Raw genomic sequence first — 21972 nt, forward strand, 5'->3', positions numbered from 1 at the left:
AAATTCCTGTTGTAAGGTTGTCTGATAACCTTATATTGCGCTGTTGAAAACAGGGATTTGGTTTGTCTCGTCAATTGTCCGTATTCTCTCATGCGGTCGGGTGCGTAGGCTGGTCCATAAGGAAGGTGCGGGGATGAATTCGCCTATGCGGAAAACGCCAGATGAACTGCGGGCATTGCTCGTTTCGGCTCTGGCCGATGATATCGTGCTTACCCGTGCCGAGGACATCCAGCGTTTCTGCACGGACTGGCATGGCGACGTCACCAGCGGCGCTGTTGCGGTGTTACGACCACGCTCGACTGCAGATGTCAGCGCTGCGGTTCGTGTCTGCCGCGAGTTCGGACTTTCTATCATTCCCCAGGGCGGCAACACCGGCCTTGTGCTCGGCGGTATTCCTGATCAGCCAGACGATCAGGTCATTCTCAGTCTTGGGCGTATGACCGCCATCCGCAATATCGATGCAGACGATTTTTCGGCGACGGTTGAAGCGGGCTGTGTTCTGGCTGAGGTCAAGGATCGGGTTGCCGAAAAGGGCATGTTCTTTCCCCTGGCGCTGGGTGCGCAAGGGTCCTGCCGTATCGGAGGCAATGTCGCCACCAATGCCGGTGGCATCAATGTGCTGCGATATGGCATGACACGGGAACTGGTTCTTGGCCTCGAGGTGGTGCTGCCTGACGGTACGGTCTTCGATGGCCTTTCCACCCTTCGAAAAGACAATCGCGGTATCGATCTCAAGCAGATATTCATCGGTTCTGAAGGCACGCTTGGAATCATCACCGCCGTGTCCGTCAAGCTGATGCCATTGCCGGATCAGATCGAAACGGCACTCTTGGGTGTGAACTCTTTGAGTGATGTCATCACGCTTTACCGCCGTGCACGACGCGAATGTTGCGACCTGATGTCTGCTTTCGAATTCATGCCGCCCATTGCGCTGACCCTGGCAAAAGAAGCCCTGCCGGACCTTCCGATGCCGATGGAGAGCAGTTACCCCGCCTATGTCCTGATGGAAATCTCCGGTTCAGGGCTGGTGGATATTGCGGATTTGCTGCAGCGGTTTCTGACCGGGGTCATGGAGGATGGGCTGGTTGTCGATGGGGTTATCGCCGCGTCGCAAACGCAGGCCCGCAACCTCTGGCTTATTCGTGAAGGCATGAATGAGGGGCAGGCCAGGCGCGGGCCGCATATGCGAACCGATATTTCCGTTCCGCTTTCGCGTCTGGCAGACTTCGTGCGGGACGCCGAGCAGGCGGTGAGAGAGGCGCTGCCGCAGTGCCTGAGCGTGTCCTATGGGCATGTCGGCGATGGCAATGTTCACCTCAACGTATTGCCACCCTCTGGTCTCTCCAGGGAAGACTCGTCGGCGATGATCTATCGGGCCAAAACGGTCGTGAACGAGGTGGTCGAGCTCTACAAGGGCAGTATCAGCGCCGAGCATGGCATCGGACGTCTGAAGCGTGAGGACTTCGAGAAGGGCCTGACACCTGCGCACCGTGCGCTTCTCACAGGCTTGAAGCAGGCCATCGACCCCTTTGGGCTCATGAATCCCGGATGCCAATTGAATTTCACCGCCGGATCGTAGAATAGTCAGGCATTATCAAGGCGGATCGAGTGCATGGTGGCGGATTTTGGCCAGTTGAAGCGAAGCGAACATCTTCCGGCGCGCATTGCTGGCCACATTGGCAAGGAGATTGCTGCAGGTCGGATCATGTCTGGGGACAGGCTACCGACGGAACATATCCTCGCCAAGACGTTTGGCGTCAGCCGCTCGGTGGTGAGGGAAGCCATCGCCCAGCTCCGCAACGAAGGTCTGGTGGAAACACGGCAAGGCATCGGCGCCTTCGTGACCGAAGCCAAGGGGCGAGGCTCCATTCGAATAGAGCAGACCGCGCTTTACGATCGCGAAAGTTTCCGCAGTCTGTTTCAATTGCGTATGCCGCTGGAAATTGAAGCCGCCGGGTTGGCCGCCGTTCACCACACCGAAGCGGACTTGTCGAAGCTCGACGATGCGTTGGCCCTGATGACTGGCGCTGAAAAATGGACTGATCAGGGTATCGTGGCCGATCTCGCCTTTCACAGGGCATTGGCAACCGCGACCCAAAACGAATATTTTCCCCTCTTTATCGGTTTCATCGCTGAAAAAATCAGCCTTGCTATCAATGCCGCACGGGCAACTGCCGTTCTTGAGGAGATCGTCGAGATCACGATCGCCGAACACGTCGCCATCCGGGATGCGGTCGCCACCCGTGATCCCCTGAAAGCACGCGCCTCCATGCGCCATCACCTGTTTGGTGCCGCCGAACGATTGGACCTGACATTGGAAGCTTACTGAGGTCTTTTAGGGGGCTGACCGTGGGAAAGGGTCAGCCGAGACAATGAAAGACGTGCTGTTCGTCGCGGTAGTCCGCAACAGCAAGCTGGTGCAGAGGTGTCTCATGCGGTTTCCGTGTCGCGGGTTTCTTGCAGTGTCAGAAGCCAGATGGCTGCCTTACAGAAATATTCGACGTTCAGTGTGGTGATGTCACTGTTGATGTTTTGCGAGGCCTGGCGATAGCCGCGTTCCAGCAGCCGGGTGGAGATGGCAGGAGCCAAGGCCTGTACCGTTCCTTGTGATCTCTGGCCCGCATGCAGCATTCCACTGAGCAAATCTTCCGCCTCGTCGAGAACGTTGCGCAGTGCAGATGCTGCGATCGCAGCCACCGTGTGATCGCTCTCGTCTACCTCGAGATCTGGCACGATAAAACGATCGGCGGAGATGGACCAAGGTTCGCAAACGACAGCGCCGCCAACCAGACGCACAGTACCAGCGACCTGTCTCACCGGTCCCCATTTCCCCTCGAACGCCACAGCAAGAATACCGGGAGCTCCCGGTGCCGCTGCATCGAATGGACGTTCAAACCATATCTTGCCGCCATCATTTGCAAGATGAGCGCCAGCCTCCCAAAGCTGACGTCCGGGTGACCAGGATTGGCCAATGACTTCATCGATGTCGAATACGTGGAGAATGTCGAAGCGGCGGTGCGGGCGCAGCAGCGAGATTTGTTGATTGCTCAACTCCGCGGCTACTCTTTCCACACTGGTCGCCGCCAGCGGTTGGGGGAAGTTGAACAGCGCATCACGCGGCATAAGCTGGCTTCGGCCACCCGACCCACGCCCAAGCGTCAATACCCCGTCGGCGCGGCGACGTGCGACACTCGTCAGGATTTGCCCCCGCCCCAAACCACCCACGGGCATGCCGACCGACATTTGCCGTGTTGAAAGCGAGGCTGCAAATCCGCGAGCATCCTCACTGGGTAGAGGCGAAAACGGCTTTTCCATCACCATGGTCGCGCCCGTATCACTATCCGCAAGCAAGATGGATGCACGTATGTCGGCCCCTTCCTGATGTAACCGAGCCCCCAGAGACACCAGACGCGTTTTGCCCATCGGCGTCTCGAATGGCTCCCCGAGACCCAGCGCGGAGACGCTATCCTTAGCCCGCGTGCGTGCGAAAAGTCCTGCAACAAGCTGCAGAACAATGTGTTCGTCATGTCGGGCACTGCGACTGTCGTAGTCTACGATTTGCTCCTCCAGCGCTTCCAGAACCAGCAAAAGCTGAACCGCGTTCGCCTGCTGCGCGCTCCGGCGCGCGGCCTCAATCGTCTGAGCATGCGCCGCAGGACCCGCTACTGTGCCAGCTCCGAGTAGTCGTTCTATAACCGCATCACAGGTCACGCGAAGCGACGTGACATCGATGCCTGCCTCGCCCTCTGACACACCTCCGATGACGGCCTGAGACCCGCCTTCTGCTGTCTGAAATGCTTTGACAGCCATGCCAACATGCGCACAGTGCGTGCCAAGTTCACAGTCACAACGCGCATAGGAAAGATCGCTTGGAACCAGGAAGCGCACGGTGGCTATCGGGAGATAAGCGGTTGGTGTCTTTCCATATTCAAGGCGCACGGGATGACGCGACCGAAGAAGCCGGGATAGCTCCGCCTTTGCGGATGCGGAGAGGCTATCGGCGACCTGCTCGGCATCAAACGAGGCGGGGTTCCAGTCCGGCGCCGATGCATCGCCTGCATCCGTTGCCGCATGGCGCGCACGATAGGCGACCGCCAGCATGACACGGTGTCTGCACATGCCAGAGGAAGGACAACTGCAAGCGGCGTCGGCCAAGGCTTGTCCCGAAGACAGACGTGTCGAGGTACCATCGGCAAAGCGTGCAATGATCGCGTCGTTCGCCTCCTCCAGCTCGGGAAGCGCTCCCATTTCCAGCTCGCGCAATGCCCGTTTCACAAGTCCTGCATTGGAAAGCTGGATCAATCCCTGGTCTGTCAAGGCAACGAGGTCGGGTCTCAGCATGGCTAACGCCCGATCTTTTCGGCAAGCCAGCCCGCAAGCTCGCCTGGCGTCATTGCCCCGACTTCCGCACCTGCCGCAACCAGCTTCTGCGCCATATTGCCGTCGTAAACGGGTGTGGCGGCGGAATCCAGGGCAGCAAGCCCAAGAACAAGTGTGCGTTGGGCAACGAGGGCCGCGACCCGCTCCACAAGCATGGCCGGGCTGGTGCCTTCGAAGAAATCAGAGATGAGAACGACAATCGCCCGGTCCGGATGTTCGATAAGACCCGCCGCATAGGACACAGCCCCTTGAATATCTGTGCCGCCACCGAGTTGTACTTTCATGAGCAACTCACAAGGGTCGTCCACATCCTTGGTCAGATCGACGACATTCGTATCGAAAGCGACGAGATGGGTCCGAACGCCGGGGAGCCCCCAGAGGCAAGCCGCAGTCACGGCTGAATGAATGACCGAGTCCAGCATCGACCCGCTCTGATCGACAAGGAGAATGATCTGCCAGGTCTTCATGTGCCGCCGGTTGCGGGCGAAGAAATGCAGTTTCTCAACGGTCATCTTGCCGGTATCGGGATCGTAATGCTTGAGATTGTCTTTCAGCACACGGCGAAAATCGAGGTCGCTGGCGATCCGAAACCGGCTGTGACGTCTGCGGTCCATCACGCCGGAGAAGGCCAGAGACATGTCGCGTGCCAGTTTTTCCATCAGTTGCCGCACGACGTCCTGCACCAGTTTTCGCGCAAGCAGCAGGATATCCGGGGACATGAGATGCTTCGTACGCAGGACTGCTTTCAGCAATGTTTCATTCGGCACCGCGCGTTGCAGAACCTCCGGGTTGGTCACCACGTCGTCAATGGCGTAGCGTTCTATGGCATCACGCTCCAGGCGCTCGATTGTTTCCTTGGGAAAAAGCCGATGGATATCATTTATCCATTCCGGGGTGGTCAGGACCGATCCTTCGCGCCCACCCCGGCGTGCGATGTTGCGTGAGGCACCTTCCTCGTCACGGCCATAGAGCCATTCAAGGGCGACATCCATGGCCGCAGCCTCGCCGGACAGTCCGCACCCGGCAGCGGCACAGGGACCCTGTGCTGCTTCACCGAGAACGAGACGCCAACGTGTCAGGGCATCGAGAGCTTCGAGGCTCATTTTACCGCCGTGGCGGCAAGCAGGCTCAATCCGCGAAGCATCTCGCTGGCGGTCACCGGATCAAGTTCGCCAAAGGTACGCGTATCGCTTCCCGGCTGACCGTAGGGTCGATAAAGCGTGATGCTCTGCAGTTTCTGAAACTTTTCCTCCCAATCGGCACCGCCGGTGAAGAGCCCGGGATCAAAGCCGCACATGGCAGTATTGACCTTTCCATCAGAAAAGCGCACTGGCCGCTCCAGCCACGAGATACATCCTCCGTCCTCGACCGAGCCGAGGTTCCAGCCGCGTGTCGACATGCCTCGCAATCGTGTCGCCTCCACCTCGATATCGGCGAACCGGGTGATCGTGGACGCCTGCTTCTCGTCTTGTGTCAGTTCGTAAGTTTCTCTTCCGAGCTGAGGGAAAGGCTGCGAGATCTCGTAATCCCCAAAAAGAGCGCCCCAGGCATCGAGTCCGCCCTTAGGCAGATGCAATGGATGAACCAGTCCAATCAAGCCCGTTGCAGCGGCGGAAAGATCGAGCGTGATCGGCTCGTCTTCCGCGTCCGTGAAGGAAAGATCGTCGGCGACCCGGAACAGCGTTGTCGGTGCAGTTTGGGGGGCGATATCGTCATAGACGCCCCAGACGAGACGCTGGGAAAGATGTCGGATCAACGGATGGCTTGCGAAGAAGAGCCAGAACACTTCAGGCGATACCCGGCGGGATGTCGACAACATGTTTTCGAGGCGCGTGATCTGGATGCTTGAGACTGCTCGCGCATCCTTTTTCACCGCGGCCCAAGTCTTGACCGATGCCGCGGATAGCGCCGCATCGTCGGCCTTGTTCGGTTTCGGCAAGTCCTTGAGACGCTTGCCTGTTTCATCCTTCACCCATGGTTTCAGGAACTCGTCGAAACCTACGCGAAAACGGCGTGGCCCGAAATCGAGATCGAGACCGCCGCGTTCATCGAGATCAAGATCAGGGGCGAGACGATCGGCAAGTTCTTCCGGCGTCAGGTCGCGCGCCTCGGCAATTGCGGCGATCTTCTCCCGCGCCTTCTCCTGAAGTCCCTTGAATTTCAGCTTCTCCGCAATGCCATTGAGGTTCATCAGCGCCACATCCGTACCGATGTCGGCAAGAACATCGAGACCAGTGACAGCGCGTTGATGGGCGGATTCGCCGGGCCACTTGCGCACAAGGCGCGTCAGTTGGCGGGCGCATTCATCATCGCCAAGCCAGCCCAAGCCGCGCAAGGCCCACCCTTCCTTGTTCGGAGCACCTTCGGCAAGCCACGCACCAAAAAGGTCCCAGGAAAACTGCGCAAGGCTCTCCGGCGTCGTGATCTCCTTGACTGCATCCAGACCGGCATAGATGGCCTCGGGCGTTGAGAAGGACAGCATTTCCGCGATCGCGGCCAGCGCCTCATCCGGCAGAGCACTCCCGTCTTTCAGGACAGGACGAGTCAACGTACCGGGGTTGAACCAGGCTGGCAGCTTGGCGATGCGCGCAGGGAATCTGGCATAGGGATCACGATCAAGAACCTCCCAGATCGCCTTCATCACATCGGGCGATTGCGGTTCGTACAATTTCGCGACCTCCAGAATTTCGTCCCGCGCCTCGGCGCGATCCGCCACCATCCAGCGAAGTGTGTGCTCGGCCGCATCGCGGGCCGGGCCGGGCTTGCCGGTGGCGTCGGGGAGGAGCCTCGTTATTGCGGTACGCCGGTAAAGTCGTAGCCATTGCATGGCCGGAATACGTGCCTTCTTCAGCTTCAAGAGCGCGCGCGCGGCAAGGGGGGCAATGCCTGCGAAATCAACGTCCTTGACATGTTCCAGCATGCCGATCGGGTCGCTCTCCAAATTTCGGATCAGACCGGGTAATGCTCTTTCGCCAAAACGATCGATCATACGTGGGCAAATGTCGCCCATATAGTAGGATGGTAGAACTTTGGGCTGCCCCCATAAGGTCAACGAGAAGGAATCGAATTGCTTCTCGATGCCTCCTATCAGCTTATCCCAATCATAATATCCGGCCGCGTAATAGTCCTGGAACTCTGACACACGCCTTGAGACGAAAGCCAATACGTCTTCCAACTCATCCCCCTTCTGCGGAATCGCCATCGAGCGGGGCACTTTTTTCCAATCGGCAACGTCTTTGCTCTCGAATTCCCTGATGGCATCGATCAGTTCCTCGGTTGTCGAGACGATGCGAGCGTTCCGGATGCGCCAATGGTACTCCTCCGGCGGCGGCCCTTCGCGCAGGTAGCGGAAGGGGGTCTCCAACGGCAAGAGTTCTAGAACGGTGTCGTCAACCGCCTTCTTTTTCTTGCGCCATGGCGGATCATGCAACACCACGGGCAGAGCTTCGAGCGGTGCAAGCACAACATCATGGACATCAAGCAGCTTCTGCAACTGGGTTTTCCACCTGGGTTCCGCCGCCCAGCCTTCAAGCGCCTCTTTCGGATATTGCTTGACGAAATCCATTGCGCGCGCGCGAATGACAGGCTCGTTGCTGCCTGATGAAAGCGTTGCCAAATATTGACCGAACATGAAGGCCGGGTCTTCTTCTGACGCCTGATCGACCGCGGGACGTATCCATTTTTCGTGAATGAATGGCAAAAGCTTGGCCAACGCACCACTTTCACCCGTCGCAAGGATGACGCGTGCGATCTCTGTTCTCTGACCTTCATAACCATAATGGAGCAGCCATTCGAGCGTGGGCAGTGCGGACTCATTGTAGTGCCGCGCCGTCTTTATGGCGGTTGCGAGAATGTCGTCGAGCATCAGGTCGTAATACATGAAGAAAATGAAATAGGTACGCTTCGTGCGCCAGCGTGCCGCAGCAGATGGCCGGGCGTCCAGCACGAGCGGCACCATGGAAAGTGTCGCACCAACATCCTCCCCCGCTTCCTGCGCTGCGGTAAGAAAAGCGAGTGGTGTCAGTTCATGCTGAACATCCCGGTCATCGCCCAGAATGAACGCGAAGGCTGCTTTTCTGCGCCAGTCGCTTTCCGTTCTAGAGGCTTCGATCAGCATTGCAATGATCGCCTCGTAATCCTGATCGGGTGCGGCAGTGATGTAATCGCGGAGAGCAAGTTCGCGCGGCGAACTCAATGATGAGGCTTCATAACCCCGTCGATTGCTGGGATCGATTCCGACAAGCGGCAGCATCGCTTCCACCACAAAAGGCATGCCGCGCTTTGCGGACAGGAACTCGAAAAAGTAATCCAGGCATACAAGACTGGCAGACGTCTTTTTCTGGCGTTCACCTAAATAGACGGTGAGATATTTGCTCGCCTGCTCGATCTTTTCTGTCCATTCGCGAACTTCCGCGGCGGTAGAAACACCTATGGACTCTCCTGCTTCACCGGCTTCCTGAACCTTTGCGTCCAGCCAATTCCACGCTTCGAGCTGTTCGTCCTGGGCGTTGTCCTTGATGAGGGCAACGTAACTGCGCAGCTTTGCCCAGACTTTTACCGGGTCGGTAACAGCAAACCGTCTAGAACGTGTTGGGAGAGCCGAGCCTATCAGCCGGCTCAGAATTTCCTCACGATCAGCATCGACCACAGGTTTTGCAACGGGTTGAGCCAAGACAGGCGGCTGTGTCGTAGCTTCGCTTGCTGCAGGCGATGGCGTCGTGAGGTTCTCATCCTTGGATGCCTCTGGCGAAGCGGCGGCGGGTGCCGAAGGTGCGGGCATTTCACCGTCGGCCACCCGCAGATAACCCTTGCCGGTCTTTTCTTTTACCAGCTTCTTCTTTTCCTTTTCGGCGTCTTCCGCAGTCGAGAAGTCCTTGTCCTTGGACTGGCCCTGGGTGCCGATGCGGCCATAGCGGATTTTAAGTGAAACACCTGAGACGAAGACTTCCCAGAACTTTGACGATGTACCTTCAACGAGTTCGTAGCGTTCCATTTTTACCTTCCTCACATCACATCAATCCGGCTTCGGCAAGACGCCGAGCCACAGTTGCTTCAAGCGCGATAGCGCTCGCCTGATCTGTCATCGGAGTCGATTGGCGCATCCACGCCATGGCCTGAACTTCCGCCTGCGCCTCGTTACCGCCGTGGGAACGGACAATGGCGCCTGCCAACCTTTCCCGTTCACGCGGCGGAAAGAATGAGAAGGCCCGTCTGAGCGATGGCAATGCCCGCAAAAACGCCTCGTCGTTCCAGCCTTCAACTATTCCCCTGACTGATCCGATGACCGGCTCACTCCTGGAAATGCCCTCGCGAGCCAGCGCAAAGAGGCCGGACAGGAAGTCACCGAGCCTGTCGGGTCCGCTGAAACGCTGCATGCGTCCGCAGACGTCTTCGGGGAATGTTTGCCCACATGCGATCAGCGTTCCAAAAGCGGCACCGGCGAGCGCTGCTGGCGACTCCTGGTTCGAAACACAGCGTTCCAGGCCGGATATGAAGGAGGGAATGTCCATGTCGGGTGTCGGGCAATCTCGCATCATGTCCCTGCAAGCAAGCAGCGCGCGGATCGCTTTGATACCTTCATCCTCGTTGCGAATGGCTTCCATGATCCACATCACACGGGAAAACACCGCCTCACAGAGCCGTCCCAAAGCCTTGTGCCCAGCATCTCCGAATACCTCTCCAAAGCGGTAAAGCCTCACGATTTCCAGCCCTGACACGCCGATTGCACGGATATCGTGAGACGATGCAAGACCTGCAGCGATCCGCTCCGTCAATTCGTTCTCAAGCGCCAACAGGCCGGAAAACAGCGCATCGGCGAGGCAGGCGGAGAGACTTTCAAGATCGTCTCCCGCCTGTTCGGCACGATCCGAAAGAACTGCTGCTGTAGCCATGGCCACTGTGCCACCCCAGCGCGAAGCCTCGATCTGCGCGCCGTCGGCATCGCGATGAAGAACGAGCCGGAACGTCTCCTTCGGAGCAACCGTGCCCAAAGCCATCGGTTCGCCGCCACGTTCGAACCCGGGAATGCCGAGGATGCAAAGCGCGTGCAGCACATGCGCCCGCTCCCGATCGAGAGGCACGTTCCAGTCCAAAACCACGTCGCGTGGTCGAGGCTCCGGTATCAATCCGAGGTCATCAAGCCTTGCGCGTATATCGGCCATCAAAGGTGGTTGGCGGGTGCCGGGAGCAAGTTTGCCGCAACGCTCTCCCGTCAGGGCGCGAAGCATGGCAACGAGCGCGGGGTGCGTTCCTGATCGCAGCGCGCCGTCCCGGGTCCAGGCGGCAGGCATATCCAGCGCGTCCTTGACCAAGGTTGCCAAGGCTGCGTCGAGGAGATCGGCACGCAGCACGGAACGGTGCCCACGCGCCATCGACAGCGCTTTTGCATGGGCGTGCCATGCAACACGATCCGCTGTGGAAACGACCTGTCCGGCAGCGCGCAGAGTTGCCGCAATCGCATTCTGGGCATTGTCGGCCGCCTGATCCAGCCCATGGGTAAAGACATCTTCATAATAGGCAGGGGCTGGCATACCCGATGCGTAACCGGCAAACCGGTCAAGCCTTCGATAGTCATAGGGCACCACATAGCTTCCCGCACGCTCTCCTTCGTTGAGTTGCGGGATCGCTGGCAGGTCTCCACTCGCTTGGCGCGACAGCAACCGCACAGCCTGTGCGTGCCAGCCACCGCAAATGAGAACAACCTTTCGGTCCTTCGCCTCTCCCAAGGCCCAGGCGGCATGCGCAGCCATGTAGCGTTCACGCGCAAATTCCCTCGGGTCCTCCGCCCCATCAGGGCGTAGTAGGTCGAAATAAGATGCGAGGCGCTCCTCCAGCTCTTGCGGCGGAGATTGCTCGGCAATCGCATCCCAAAATGCGTCGCGTCCTTCCTCACCCAGCGCATTCGCCGCAGCTTGCTCGACTGCCGCTGCCCTCTTTCCATGTGGATCGGCGTAGCGGTTGGTTCGGTCCCCGAAATCCGGGTGCCAGGCGGGCAGATCGCAAAAGAGCGGTGTGGCACCTGTGGACCACGCCGTCTGTAAAGCCACCCATTCCGGTGAATAGCTGCAAAAGGGAGAGTAAGACGCAAGCGTGCGACGATGCGTGGCGTGGAAACTGAATATGGCCAGCGGCAGTTGATGTGCGAGCCTCAAATCTTCTATGTGCGGATTGAAATCAGCCGGGCCTTCGATCAGCACGAATGCAGGCGCGTGATCCTCTATGGTGCGCCGGACAAGCTTTGCACAAGCAGGTGAATGATGCCGCACACCGATGACGATGAGGCGATCGTTCAAATTGTATTGGTCTTTGGAATCAGGATGTGAGGAGATGCCGGGCTGCATAAAATGCTTTCCATCCCTCGCCTGACCTTTTGGATGCCTTCTGCTCGAGATAGCGGCGCAACCGCGTCAAATCCTCCGCATTGTCCTTTGCGGCAGTGCCGGCAAGGCACTCGACAATATCTTCGGGGCGGCCACTGTCACCGCGAAGGTAATGGCCACGAATACCGATAGCGTGAGCCACGCTGACCGCCTCGGCGGTGCTCATGACCGAGCTTAACCGCTCCATGCCCCCTTCGACCGAAAGACCCTCTCTCAGCTCTCTGAAGCAGGTCACCAGTACCTCCAGAGTATCGTCGTCGGGCGGGGCCGGAACGCCAGATCGCGCAAGCAATTTTCCCGCCTCCCGCTTCACCAGCGCGAGTTCCTCATCGGCGTCGCGAATGGGAAAAACCGTCTCGAAGTTGAAGCGCCGCTTCAAGGCGGCAGACATTTCGTTTACGCCGCGGTCGCGGGTATTGGCGGTGGCGATGATGTTGAAGCCTTCCCTAGCGAAAACCATACCGTCGTCGCCCGACAGTTCCGGCACAGCCATCACCCGGTCCGACAGAACCGACAACAGGCTATCCTGAACCTCGAGCGGGCAACGCGTGATTTCCTCGAAACGCACAACTTTGCCCTCCGACATGCCGCGATGGAGCGGCGCAGGCACAAGCGCCCGCCGCGTAGGTCCCTCGCTCACCAGAAGAGCATAATTCCAGCCGTAACGGATCTGATCCTCGCTCAGGGATGCGCCGCCCTGGATGGTCAGAGTCGAATCCCCACTGATCGCTGCGGCAAGCAGTTCCGATAAAAAACTCTTGGCCGTTCCAGGTTCACCAATCAGCAGCAGTGCCCGCGAGGTTGCAAGGGTCACCATGGCGCGCTCGATCAAGGATGGCGATGCGACGAGTTTGGCTGTTGCGCCGTTGCCGCCGAGGATGAAGGATTTGACACTTTTTAAAGATAGTGCCCATCCAGGGGGCTTGGGGCCGTTATCGCTTTTACGCAATGCTGCAAGTTCGTCCGAAAATGAGATTTCAACCCGCGGTCGCTGCACGATATTCAAGGCTACGTTCTCATTCATATATCATCACCTTGCAGTGTAGATTCGTGGGAGTCCGTGGTTGAGAAGAAGGGCTCGCACTCATTCGTTGCAAAAATAAGGCAGGAATTGTGCGCGTTTTGCGTCCACTTAAATTCGAACAGCAGATTGGTCTACAAAATAGGACGGGAAGGGCGAGTTCTTAGGTTCTCAAATGGCGAGATAAATGGCACTCGAGCTGCCTGGTCGCAAACGTGAGACGGCGACACTTTGGGTTCTGCGTGTGAATGAGACGGGCCTAGCCCTGAACCTTTGCCGGGGCGGCAAATGAGTGTCGGTAGTCGTCACACCAGCCTGTGAGACCTTGGTGCTGCGTTGTTACACGCGCCACGTCATTGTGGCGCGTGTAACAACGCACATTTTCGCAAAGGAACCAACCTGCTCCGGATGGAGGCCGGATCATGTCATTGATAGCTGACTAAAATGCCGCTGCCGGTATCCAGCTCGCCGTTGCGACGCCACTGGTTGAAAAGGCGGGAATTTTCTTGGCCAAATCCTCAATTGTATTCACGTCAGCGTCGCGCAATTGTTTTTGCGTTACGAGAACCGGGTCAACGACCACCTTCGCTGGCACTTGCTGCCCGGCAATCTGAAGGGCGGCGGCGCGAACCGAGACAGCACCCACCACGGCAGGATTGGTCGCGGCTGTCGCCACCCATGGGCTGCCAGGCTCGACGATTTCCTGAATGTCGGCTGTGGAAATATCCGCCGAGTAAATCTTGACCTTGTCCGATATGCCGAGGTCGGCTGCGGCGAGTTTCACGCCACGCGCAAATTCGTCATAAGGGGCAAACACAACGGAGATATCCGGATTGGCACGAAATATTGCCTTGGCCTGATCAGCCGTTGCTGTCGCAGTTGTGTCGCTGACGGTTCCGAAACGGGCCTTTTCGACCAGGCCCTTGTTCTCGCCCTTCACCTTCTCCCAGATTTCATTGCGACGGTCGAGCGGGGCAAAACCGGCCACATAGGCATAACCGGCATTGAAGCTGGTGCCATTGTCTTTCAAAGCCTGCTCAAGCGCCAGTTCCGCCAGCCGGTGATCGGACTGCTCGATCTGTGGGATTTTCGGATTGTTGAGATTGACATCGAAGGCCACGACCTTGATGCCCTTGTCCAGTGCCTGCTGCACGACATCGGCCAGCGATTCTGGCTGTCCGTGATCGACGATGATAGCCTGAACACCCAGATTGATGGCCTGAAGAATTTGCTCACGCTGCTGCGCGGCATCCTGGCGGCCCTGAAAGACCCGTAGATCGACGCCGAGCGCTTTTGCCTGTGCGACAGCACCTGCCTGATAGGCCTGAAAGAAATCGCCCGCTGAGATGTAGCCCACCAAAGCGATTTTTACGCCGCCCTTATCAAAAGGCGCAGGCGCACCGGAAAGTCCTTGCGCGTTCGCACTTGCAAGCGGTGAAAGCAAAGACAATAGCGCAGACGCAACGAAAACCCGGCTGACAGACATGGCATTCCCTATCGACATAAGAGTGAAATTTTCTGATCAAATATGACCATAAAATCTATGATATTTATGTACTATATTTGCCAAAATCTGTTTCGCGATTGGTTTTCTTTGTTCTGCGAGAAGCCTTAGGCGAAACGTTTTACTCGACGCGCTGGACATCGATCCTCCAAACCATCATTGCGTTTCGCCAAGCCTAGAGGAATTCGCAAAGCGGAACCTCAGCGCGTTGGAAATTTATTCCATAGTTTTAATCCACTATAGAAACGCCATTCTTGTTTGTCCCAACAGGAGGCTTACCACACTGGGTCGTCATCCACAGGCGTTCCACCATGCCAATCCTCGACGTCCAAAACATCTCCCTTGCCTTCGGTTCGACCAAGGCACTCGTCAACGCCAACCTCACCATGAAGGCAGGCGAAGTGGTTGCGTTGATGGGCGCAAATGGTGCGGGCAAATCGACGCTTGTGAAAGTCCTCTCAGGCCTTTACCGCCCCGATGCAGGCAACGTTCTGTGGCAGGGCAAAAGCTTTGCACCGAAAACCCCCGCCGAAGCTGCAGCGCGCGGCATCGTGACCGTCCATCAATCGACAGATGTTGTTGGTGTGCCCGGCCTTACGGTTGCCGACGCCCTTCTCCTCAACCATTTCGTCAACGGCAGACATCCGTTTTTCCTGTCACGCCGATCCATCCGCAAAGCCGCGTCGCAGATTCTTTCGGATGCCGGGTTCGATCTGCCGCTGGATCGGGATTTCGCAGACCTCAGCGCGGCAGACCGGCAGTTGCTGGCCATTGCCCGTGCCCTTGCCAACAAAGCGCGTCTGCTGATTTTGGACGAACCTACGGCCAGTCTGTCATCACGCGAGTCCTTGCGGCTTTACGATCTGGTTCGCGGACTGAAAGAACGCGGGATCAGCGTTCTCTATATCTCCCATCGCACGGCTGATCTGGCTGCCTTGGCGGACCGCGTGGAAATCTTACGGGGCGGGCGCAATGTCGGTTCTTTTGCGCAGCCTATCGATTTCGATGCCGCCATCGAAACGATGATCGGGCGTTCCCTCAGTTCCGCACGACCGGATCGCCGCGAGACATTTGGCAGGACCGTACTCGACCTTCAAAACGTGAGACTTCTGCCCGGTGCCGAGCCGTTTTCGCTTTCGGTGCGGCGGGGAGAAGTCGTTGCCATCACCGGCGTTCTGGGTGCTGGCAAAAGCCGGTTGCTGTCGTCACTCTTCGGGCTCGGTGCCTTTGCTGAAGGAGCGGTGTCACTTGATGGCAAGCCCTACGCCCCGCGCAGCCCGGCAGATGCGATCTCTTCAGGCGTTGTCATGGCTGCGGAAGATCGGCACCGCTCGTCCTTCATCCATGCGGACTGGCCGGGCGAAAGCATTGCTGCAACCATCAGCCTGCCACATCTGAAGACATGGTATCCATCGGGATTTCTGTTTTCCAACCGCGAACTGAAGGAAGGCGAAGACGCGATCAAACGGCTGGCGATCAAGGCATCTTCTGCCTCCGCCTCCGTGTGGTCCCTGTCCGGCGGCAACCAGCAAAAGACGGTGATTGCCCGTTGGGAAGCCGAGCCCAGCCGCCTGATGTTGCTGGATGAGCCGTTTCAAGGAGTAGATGTCGGTGCGCGGCAAGATATTATCGCAACCATTCGCCGCCATGCGGACCGCGCGACATTGATTGCCACGTCAGACCCGGAAGAGGCCTTCGAAGTAGCCGACCGGGTCTTGGTCATGGACCACCACACCCTTCTTGAAAGCCCGCTTCATGCGGACGCAACGCAGCCTGACAAGGAACTTGCCTGATGGTCGATGGCACGCAACAGACCGCTGAAAAACCAACCCGTCCTGCAACAGCGGAAAGTTTTAGAAACGGCATACGGCGAGGCGCGGTTTTTCTGCTGCTCGCAGCGCTGGTCATCGGCTTTTCGCTGGCGCAGCCCGCCTTTATCAACATCAACAACCTCATGAGCATTTTGCAGGCGGTGTCGGTCGTCGCCATCATCGGCGCGGGCGTCAGCGTTACGCTTGCCATCAACGGCTTCGACCTGTCGGTAGGCGCGGTTGCAGCCTCCAGCGTCATGGCGGCCAGTTACCTGATGATCGTTTTGGGATTGAATGCCTATCAGACGGTGCCGCTGGTGCTGGCTTTCGGAGCACTTGTCGGCCTCGTCAACGCGTTTCTGATCGTCAAACTGAAAGTGCCGGATTTGCTGGCAACGCTTGCCACCATGTTCTTGCTCACCGGTTTGCAGCTCATCCCGACAGCGGGCCGCTCCATCTCGGTCGGTCTCATTCTGCCGGATGGATCGACCGCGACAGGTAGATACGACCCAGCCTTTCTCACCATCGGTCGTTCCAGCCTGTTCGGCCTCATTCCGCTGCCGGTCATCCTCATGGTCATCGTCGCCGTCATCCTCTTCATCCTGACGGAGCGGACGCGGCTTGGACGGCTGATCTATGCGACGGGTGGCAATGAGACGGCGGCACGTTTGGCGGGCGCGAATGTCGATCGCATCAAGACCTTGGCCTATGTGCTGTCTGGCACGCTCGCCGCACTGGGCGGCATCATCGTCGCTGCCCGCGTCGGGCGTGGAGATGTATCGTCGGGCGCATCGCTGCTGATGGATTCCGTTGCTGCCGCACTTATCGGCTTTGCCGTTCTGGCGCTACGACGTCCCAATGTTCTCGGCACGGTCGTCGGAGCTGTCTTCGTCGGCGTGCTGCTCAACGGTCTCACCATGTTGAACGCGCCATATTACACGCAGGACTTCATCAAAGGCGCAGTTCTCGTCGGTGCCTTGGCGCTCACCTACGGCGTTGCGCGCGCGAAAAACTGACCCTTTCAACCCTTACTCAACGAAGTGGACATCATGTTCAAAACCCTCAAAATATTTGCGGTCGCCGCCGTCTCCAGCGCCATCGTGGCCACAAGCGCCTTGTCCGCAGGCATTGCAGGCGCGCCCGCACCATTCGACAAGAAAACGGTGAACGTTGCCGTCATCAGCTTCCTCGGCAGCGGCGATTGGCTTCAAGCCTTCGAGGCGGGCGTGAAACGTCAGGCCGATGCGCTCGGCATCAACCTTACCGTCTCTCAAGCCCGTAACGACAATGACGCGCAGCGCAATCTGGTTGAGCAGGCGATCAATCTCGGCGTGGATGGCATCGTCATCAACAATGGCCGCCCGGAAGTGCTGAAAGACGTGGCCCAGAAAGCGCTCGACAAGGGCATCAAGGTCGTCGCCTATGACGTCAACCTCGACAATCCGCAGATACCGCAGATCGAACAGAGCGATAAGGATATGGCCAAGCTCGTTCTCGATCAGGCTATCAAGGACAATGGCGATGGTTTCGTTGCCGGTGCCGTTTATGTTGCTGGCTTCGCACCGCTCGACCGTCGTTATGCAGTCTGGAAGGACTTCGTAGAAAAGCACAAGCTGACAGAGAAGGCCGTGTGGGGCGTCGTCAACGATACGGTGCCTGCGTCAGTGGCCGACCAGACCAAGGCCATTTTGCGCGCCAACCCGGATATCAAGGTCATCTTCACACCGTGGGACGAGTTCGCCAAGGGCGTGAAACTTGCCGTGGATGAACTCGGCCTTTCGACGCAGGTGAAGATTTACGGCGTCGATATTTCGACCGCCGATATCCAGCTCATCACCGAACCCGATAGCGCTTGGGTGGCGACAGCAGCAACCAACGCCGCCGTAGTGGGTGAAGTCTCGGTGCGCGCCGTCTCGCTCGATATCGCTGGCCAGTCGCCCGGAAAATCGGTGCTTCTCCAGCCAACGCTTATCACCCGCGACGATCTGGTGAAAAACAAAATCGGCACCATCGAGGAACTTCAGCAGAAATTCCCGGCCTTCCTGAAAAGCGATGCGGCCACCGCAAGCTGGATACCATCCGCCACGCATTGAGGCCTGTGACCTATCCGGCACCGCGTCCTGCGCGGTGCCTTTCCCGTTTCCAGTACAAGAGACAGACATGACCAGCCCACACCTGCCGAAGCCAGATTTCGCCCATAACATGAAGCTCATCGGTCACAGCGACATCGGCGGCAGGGGAGACGGGCTGCAACTGATGGTGCATCGCGGCTACGCCTATGTCGCCCATCCGTGGTCGCAAGGGTTTTCGATTGTCGATGTGCGTGACGCCAAACATCCCAAGACCGTCAATTATGTGCAAGCTCCGCCTAACACGTGGAACATACATCTCCAGACGCATGACGATCTCTTGCTCGTTATCAACGCGCTTGATCTCTTCGCTGATGTGGAAAGCTTCACCGACGAAAAGGCCTATTACACCAAATCCGTCGGTGAAACCGTGGCTGCGGAAAAGCGGCAGCGCAGCTGGACGGCGGGGATGACCGTGTTCGATATCTCCATGCCGGACCGCCCGAAAAAGATCGGCCAGCTGGACGTGGATGGTGTCGGCCTGCATCGCATCTGGTACATCGGCGGCCGATATGCCTATGCGTCGGCACTGCTGGATGGCTTTTCTGACTACATTTTCGTTACCATCGATCTTGTCGACCCGACAAATCCACAGCTTGTGGGGCAATGGTGGCTGCCAGGCATGAACCTTGCCAAAGGCGAGGTTCCCGACTGGGGTGAGGGAAAGCGCTATGCCCTGCATCATGCCCTTGTCCATGGCACAACGGCCTATGCCTGCTGGCGCGATGGTGGTCTGACGCTGTTGGACATCTCCGATCATTCGGCGCCCAAGCTCATCAAGCACCACAACTGGTCGCCACCCTATGGCGGCGGCACGCACTCTCCCCTGCCGCTGCCCGGCCGCGATCTTCTGGTCGTTGCCGATGAGGCGGTGTTGGACAATGAAGAGGATGGGCGAAAGCACACATGGGTGTTCGATATTCGCGTGCCGGACAATCCGATCAGCATATCCACTTTCCCCATTCCCAACGAGATCGACTACACCAAAAAAGGTGGCCATTTCGGCCCGCATAACCTGCACGAAAACCGGCCCGGCTCGTTTGTCTCGGAGACCCTGATTTTCGCGACATGGCAGAATGCAGGCATTCGCGCCTTCGATATTTCTGACCCGTACCATCCCGTCGAGACCGGCGCTTTGGTCCCAGCGGGGCCAACCGCGATGACGGACCGCAGGCCCGGTCGCCCTAAGGTCATTCAGTCGGCGGATGTTTTTGTGGATGCGGCTGGCCTGATCTACGCAACCGATTACAATGCCGGGCTTGAGATCATCGAGTATGGCGGTTGATGGAATGCCCAAAAAGGAAATTCGCCTGAACGCTTTCAGCATGAATTGCGTCGGCCATATCAACCACGGTCTTTGGACCCATCCTCGGGATCGCTCAACGGAATACAAAGCAATCGGCTACTGGACGAACCTTGCGCAAACACTTGAGCGAGGGCTCTTCGATTCCATTTTCCTGGCCGATATCCTCGGCGTCTACGATGTCTATGGCGGCTCCGTCGAATTGCCGCTTCGGGAATCGGTGCAACTGCCCGTCAATGATCCGATGATGCTGGTCTCGGCCATGGCGGCAACGACCCGGCATCTGGGCTTTGGTATCACGGTCAACGCCAACGCCGAGCCGCCCTATCTTTTCGCCCGCCGCATGTCGACGCTCGATCATCTTACCAGCGGGCGCATGGGCTGGAACATCGTGACGGGCTATCTGGATAGCGCCGCCCGTGCCATCGGCCAAAGCGCGATGAGCGGACACGACGACCGCTACGATCAGGCAGATGAGGCACTGGAGTTGCTCTACAAGCTTTGGGAAGGCAGCTGGGCGGACGATGCCGTGCTCGCAGACAAGCAGCGTCGCATCTATGCCGATCCCGTCCGCGTCCGGGCCATCGATCATAAGGGCACATTCTACCAGTCGCGCGGTTACCATCTCAGCGAGCCATCTCCGCAGCGCACTCCGGTGCTGTTTCAGGCGGGCAGTTCCGAACGCGGCAGAGCTTTTGCAGCGCGCCATGCGGAATGTATTTTCATTTCCGCCACAGATCGCGCCGCTGCGCAAAGAACATCACGCCTGTTGCGGGCCGAAGCCGTGAAAGCAACGCGTGCGCCTGACGACATCAAAATCTTCGTCGGCATCAGCGTCATTCCGGGTTTGACAGATGGTGAGGCACGGGAAAAACATGCCGATTATTGCCGCTACGCCAGCCCGGAAGCGGGACTTGCGCATTTTTCGGCAGGCTCCGGCATCGATCTCGAAAGCCTTGGCCTTGACGACCCGATCATCAAGGACAGTGGCAAGGGCAACGCCATTCAATCCGGCGTTCAGACCGCGCGAGAACGCGGCTGGACGAAGCGTCATCTGCTGGAAAGCTTGACGCTCGGTGGCCGCTATCCGACATTTGTCGGCACGGCAGCTGCTATCGCGGATGAGCTGGAAGCATGGATCGATGAGGGAGAGATCGACGGCTTCAATCTAACGCGGACGGTCGTGCCGGAATGCTACGAGGATTTTATCGATCTCGTGATCCCCGAGCTTCAATCACGCGGTCGCTACAAGACAGGTTATCAAGAAGGAACCCTGCGCAGCCGCCTGTTCGGCAAGGGGGATCGATTGGCAGCGCCACATGTGGCGGCGCAATGGCGCTTTCCCTCCGATGTTTGACGGTTATGTGCCCGGACACAAATCCGGGCATGTGTTGGGGATCAGACCGCTTCGTCGTGCGACGGTTTTTCCCACAGGTTGATACCGCCTTCCACCGCATAACGGTCGATCTCGGCAAGCTCATCTGGCGTGAAATACGGATTTTTCAGTGCCGCGACATTTTCCTCGACCTGCTTTGCCGAGCTTGCACCGATCAGAGCCGAAGTTACGCGCTTGTCGCGCAGAACCCAGGCGATGGCAAACTGCGCCAGTGATTGCCCGCGTCTTTGCGCGATCTCGTTCAGCGCCTGTGCCCGCTTGATATTCTCTTCCTTTAAATGCTCCGGCCGCAGGAAATCCCCACCGGGACGGTTGACGCGTGCATCTTGCGGAATGCCGTTCAGATATTTGTTGGTCAGCAAGCCCTGAGCCAGTGGCGTGAAGGCAATCACGCCCGCTCCAACTTCATCCGTCGCATCCAACAGGTCTTTCTCTACCCAGCGATTGAACAGATTGTAAGCGGGCTGGTTGATGAGCAGCGGCGTGCCACGCTCATTCAAAAGCGCTGCAATCTCGCGCGTCTTGGCACCGGAATAGGATGACACGCCGACATAGAGCGCCTTGCCCTGCCGCACGGCCTGCGCTAGCGCATCCGCAGTTTCCTCCAAAGGTGTCTCGGCATCGAAACGGTGGGAATAGAAAATATCGACATACTCCACGCCCAACCGTTTCAAACTTTGGTCGAGGCTGGAGAGCAGGGCTTTCTTCGACCCGCCTCCCCGGCCATACGGTCCCGGCCACATATCCCAGCCCGCCTTGGTGGAGATGATCAACTCGTCACGATAGGCGGCGAGATCCTGTTTGAGGACATTGCCGAAGTTGATCTCGGCGCTTCCTGCTGGTGGGCCGTAGTTGTTGGCGAGATCGAAATGGGTGATCCCCAGATCGAAGGCTTTGAACAGGATCGAACGCTGTGTTTCGAGCAGTGTCGTATCGCCGAAATTGTGCCAGAGACCCAGAGAAATGGGCGGCAGCTTCAGCCCGCTGCGGCCTGTGAGGCGAAACGGTGCTTCTTCGTAGCGATCGGGGTTGGGAAGGTATGTCATGCT

At 58.1% G+C, this 21972-nt stretch carries 14 protein-coding genes; 7 read left to right on the forward strand and 7 right to left on the reverse strand.

Annotated elements, in window-relative coordinates; all coding sequences use genetic code 11:
• The first annotated feature begins 145 nt into the window (after positions 1–145).
• The gene (locus ASF29_RS00925; protein WP_244473453.1) at positions 146–1579 is read left to right on the forward strand and encodes an FAD-binding oxidoreductase; all 1434 of its coding nucleotides are present in this window, start codon (positions 146–148) and stop codon (positions 1577–1579) included.
• 33 nt (positions 1580–1612) lie between these two features.
• Complete coding sequence (locus ASF29_RS00930; RefSeq protein ID WP_062447616.1) at positions 1613–2329, forward strand: FadR/GntR family transcriptional regulator; 717 nt, start codon at positions 1613–1615, stop codon at positions 2327–2329.
• A 101-nt stretch (positions 2330–2430) separates the two neighbouring features.
• Here the strand turns inward: ASF29_RS00930 and ASF29_RS00935 are convergent, their stop codons facing one another.
• From ASF29_RS00935 to ASF29_RS00960, 6 genes are all read right to left on the reverse strand, one after another.
• Entirely contained in the window at positions 2431–4341 is a 1911-nt protein-coding gene (locus ASF29_RS00935) for an SWIM zinc finger family protein (protein ID WP_062447618.1), read from the reverse strand.
• 2 nt (positions 4342–4343) lie between these two features.
• Entirely contained in the window at positions 4344–5483 is a 1140-nt protein-coding gene (locus ASF29_RS00940) for a VWA domain-containing protein (RefSeq protein WP_062447621.1), read from the reverse strand.
• Entirely contained in the window at positions 5480–9373 is a 3894-nt protein-coding gene (locus tag ASF29_RS00945) for a DUF4132 domain-containing protein (RefSeq protein WP_062447623.1), read from the reverse strand. Before ASF29_RS00945 ends, ASF29_RS00940 begins: the two co-directional genes overlap by 4 nt.
• A 16-nt stretch (positions 9374–9389) precedes the next feature.
• Positions 9390–11672 carry a DUF5682 family protein gene (locus ASF29_RS00950; RefSeq protein WP_244473454.1) on the reverse strand — a complete coding sequence of 761 codons (2283 nt, stop codon included), beginning with the start codon at positions 11670–11672 and terminating at the stop codon, positions 9390–9392.
• A gap of 19 nt (positions 11673–11691) precedes the next feature.
• Complete coding sequence (locus ASF29_RS00955; RefSeq protein ID WP_062447628.1) at positions 11692–12783, reverse strand: AAA family ATPase; 1092 nt, start codon at positions 12781–12783, stop codon at positions 11692–11694.
• A 436-nt stretch (positions 12784–13219) separates the two neighbouring features.
• Entirely contained in the window at positions 13220–14266 is a 1047-nt protein-coding gene (locus tag ASF29_RS00960) for a substrate-binding domain-containing protein (RefSeq protein ID WP_062447631.1), read from the reverse strand.
• Positions 14267–14595: 329 nt separating this feature from the next.
• Between ASF29_RS00960 and ASF29_RS00965 the strand changes: the two genes are divergently transcribed.
• From ASF29_RS00965 to ASF29_RS00985, 5 genes are all read left to right on the forward strand, one after another.
• Positions 14596–16077, forward strand: a complete 1482-nt coding sequence (locus ASF29_RS00965; protein WP_062447634.1) for a sugar ABC transporter ATP-binding protein — start codon at positions 14596–14598, stop codon at positions 16075–16077.
• The gene (locus ASF29_RS00970; RefSeq protein WP_062447638.1) at positions 16077–17111 is read left to right on the forward strand and encodes an ABC transporter permease; all 1035 of its coding nucleotides are present in this window, start codon (positions 16077–16079) and stop codon (positions 17109–17111) included. The genes ASF29_RS00965 and ASF29_RS00970 overlap by 1 nt, the downstream gene beginning before the upstream one ends.
• 33 nt (positions 17112–17144) lie before the next feature.
• A complete protein-coding gene (locus ASF29_RS00975; protein WP_062448565.1) occupies positions 17145–18188 on the forward strand; it encodes a substrate-binding domain-containing protein in 1044 nt (347 codons plus the stop codon).
• A gap of 67 nt (positions 18189–18255) precedes the next feature.
• Positions 18256–19509: a hypothetical protein gene (locus ASF29_RS00980; RefSeq protein WP_062447641.1), complete on the forward strand. Its 1254-nt coding sequence runs from the start codon at positions 18256–18258 to the stop codon at positions 19507–19509.
• A 4-nt stretch (positions 19510–19513) separates the two neighbouring features.
• Positions 19514–20884 (forward strand): LLM class flavin-dependent oxidoreductase, encoded by a 1371-nt coding sequence (locus tag ASF29_RS00985; protein WP_062448567.1) that lies wholly within the window; start codon positions 19514–19516, stop codon positions 20882–20884.
• Between the two features lie 41 nt (positions 20885–20925).
• On the opposite strand, the gene mgrA is transcribed toward ASF29_RS00985, so the two are convergent.
• Positions 20926–21969 carry an L-glyceraldehyde 3-phosphate reductase gene (gene mgrA / locus ASF29_RS00990; RefSeq protein ID WP_062447643.1) on the reverse strand — a complete coding sequence of 348 codons (1044 nt, stop codon included), beginning with the start codon at positions 21967–21969 and terminating at the stop codon, positions 20926–20928.
• Positions 21970–21972: the final 3 nt, after the last annotated feature.

The organism is Rhizobium sp. Leaf262, assembly GCF_001422245.1.
GTDB lineage: Bacteria > Pseudomonadota > Alphaproteobacteria > Rhizobiales > Rhizobiaceae > Agrobacterium.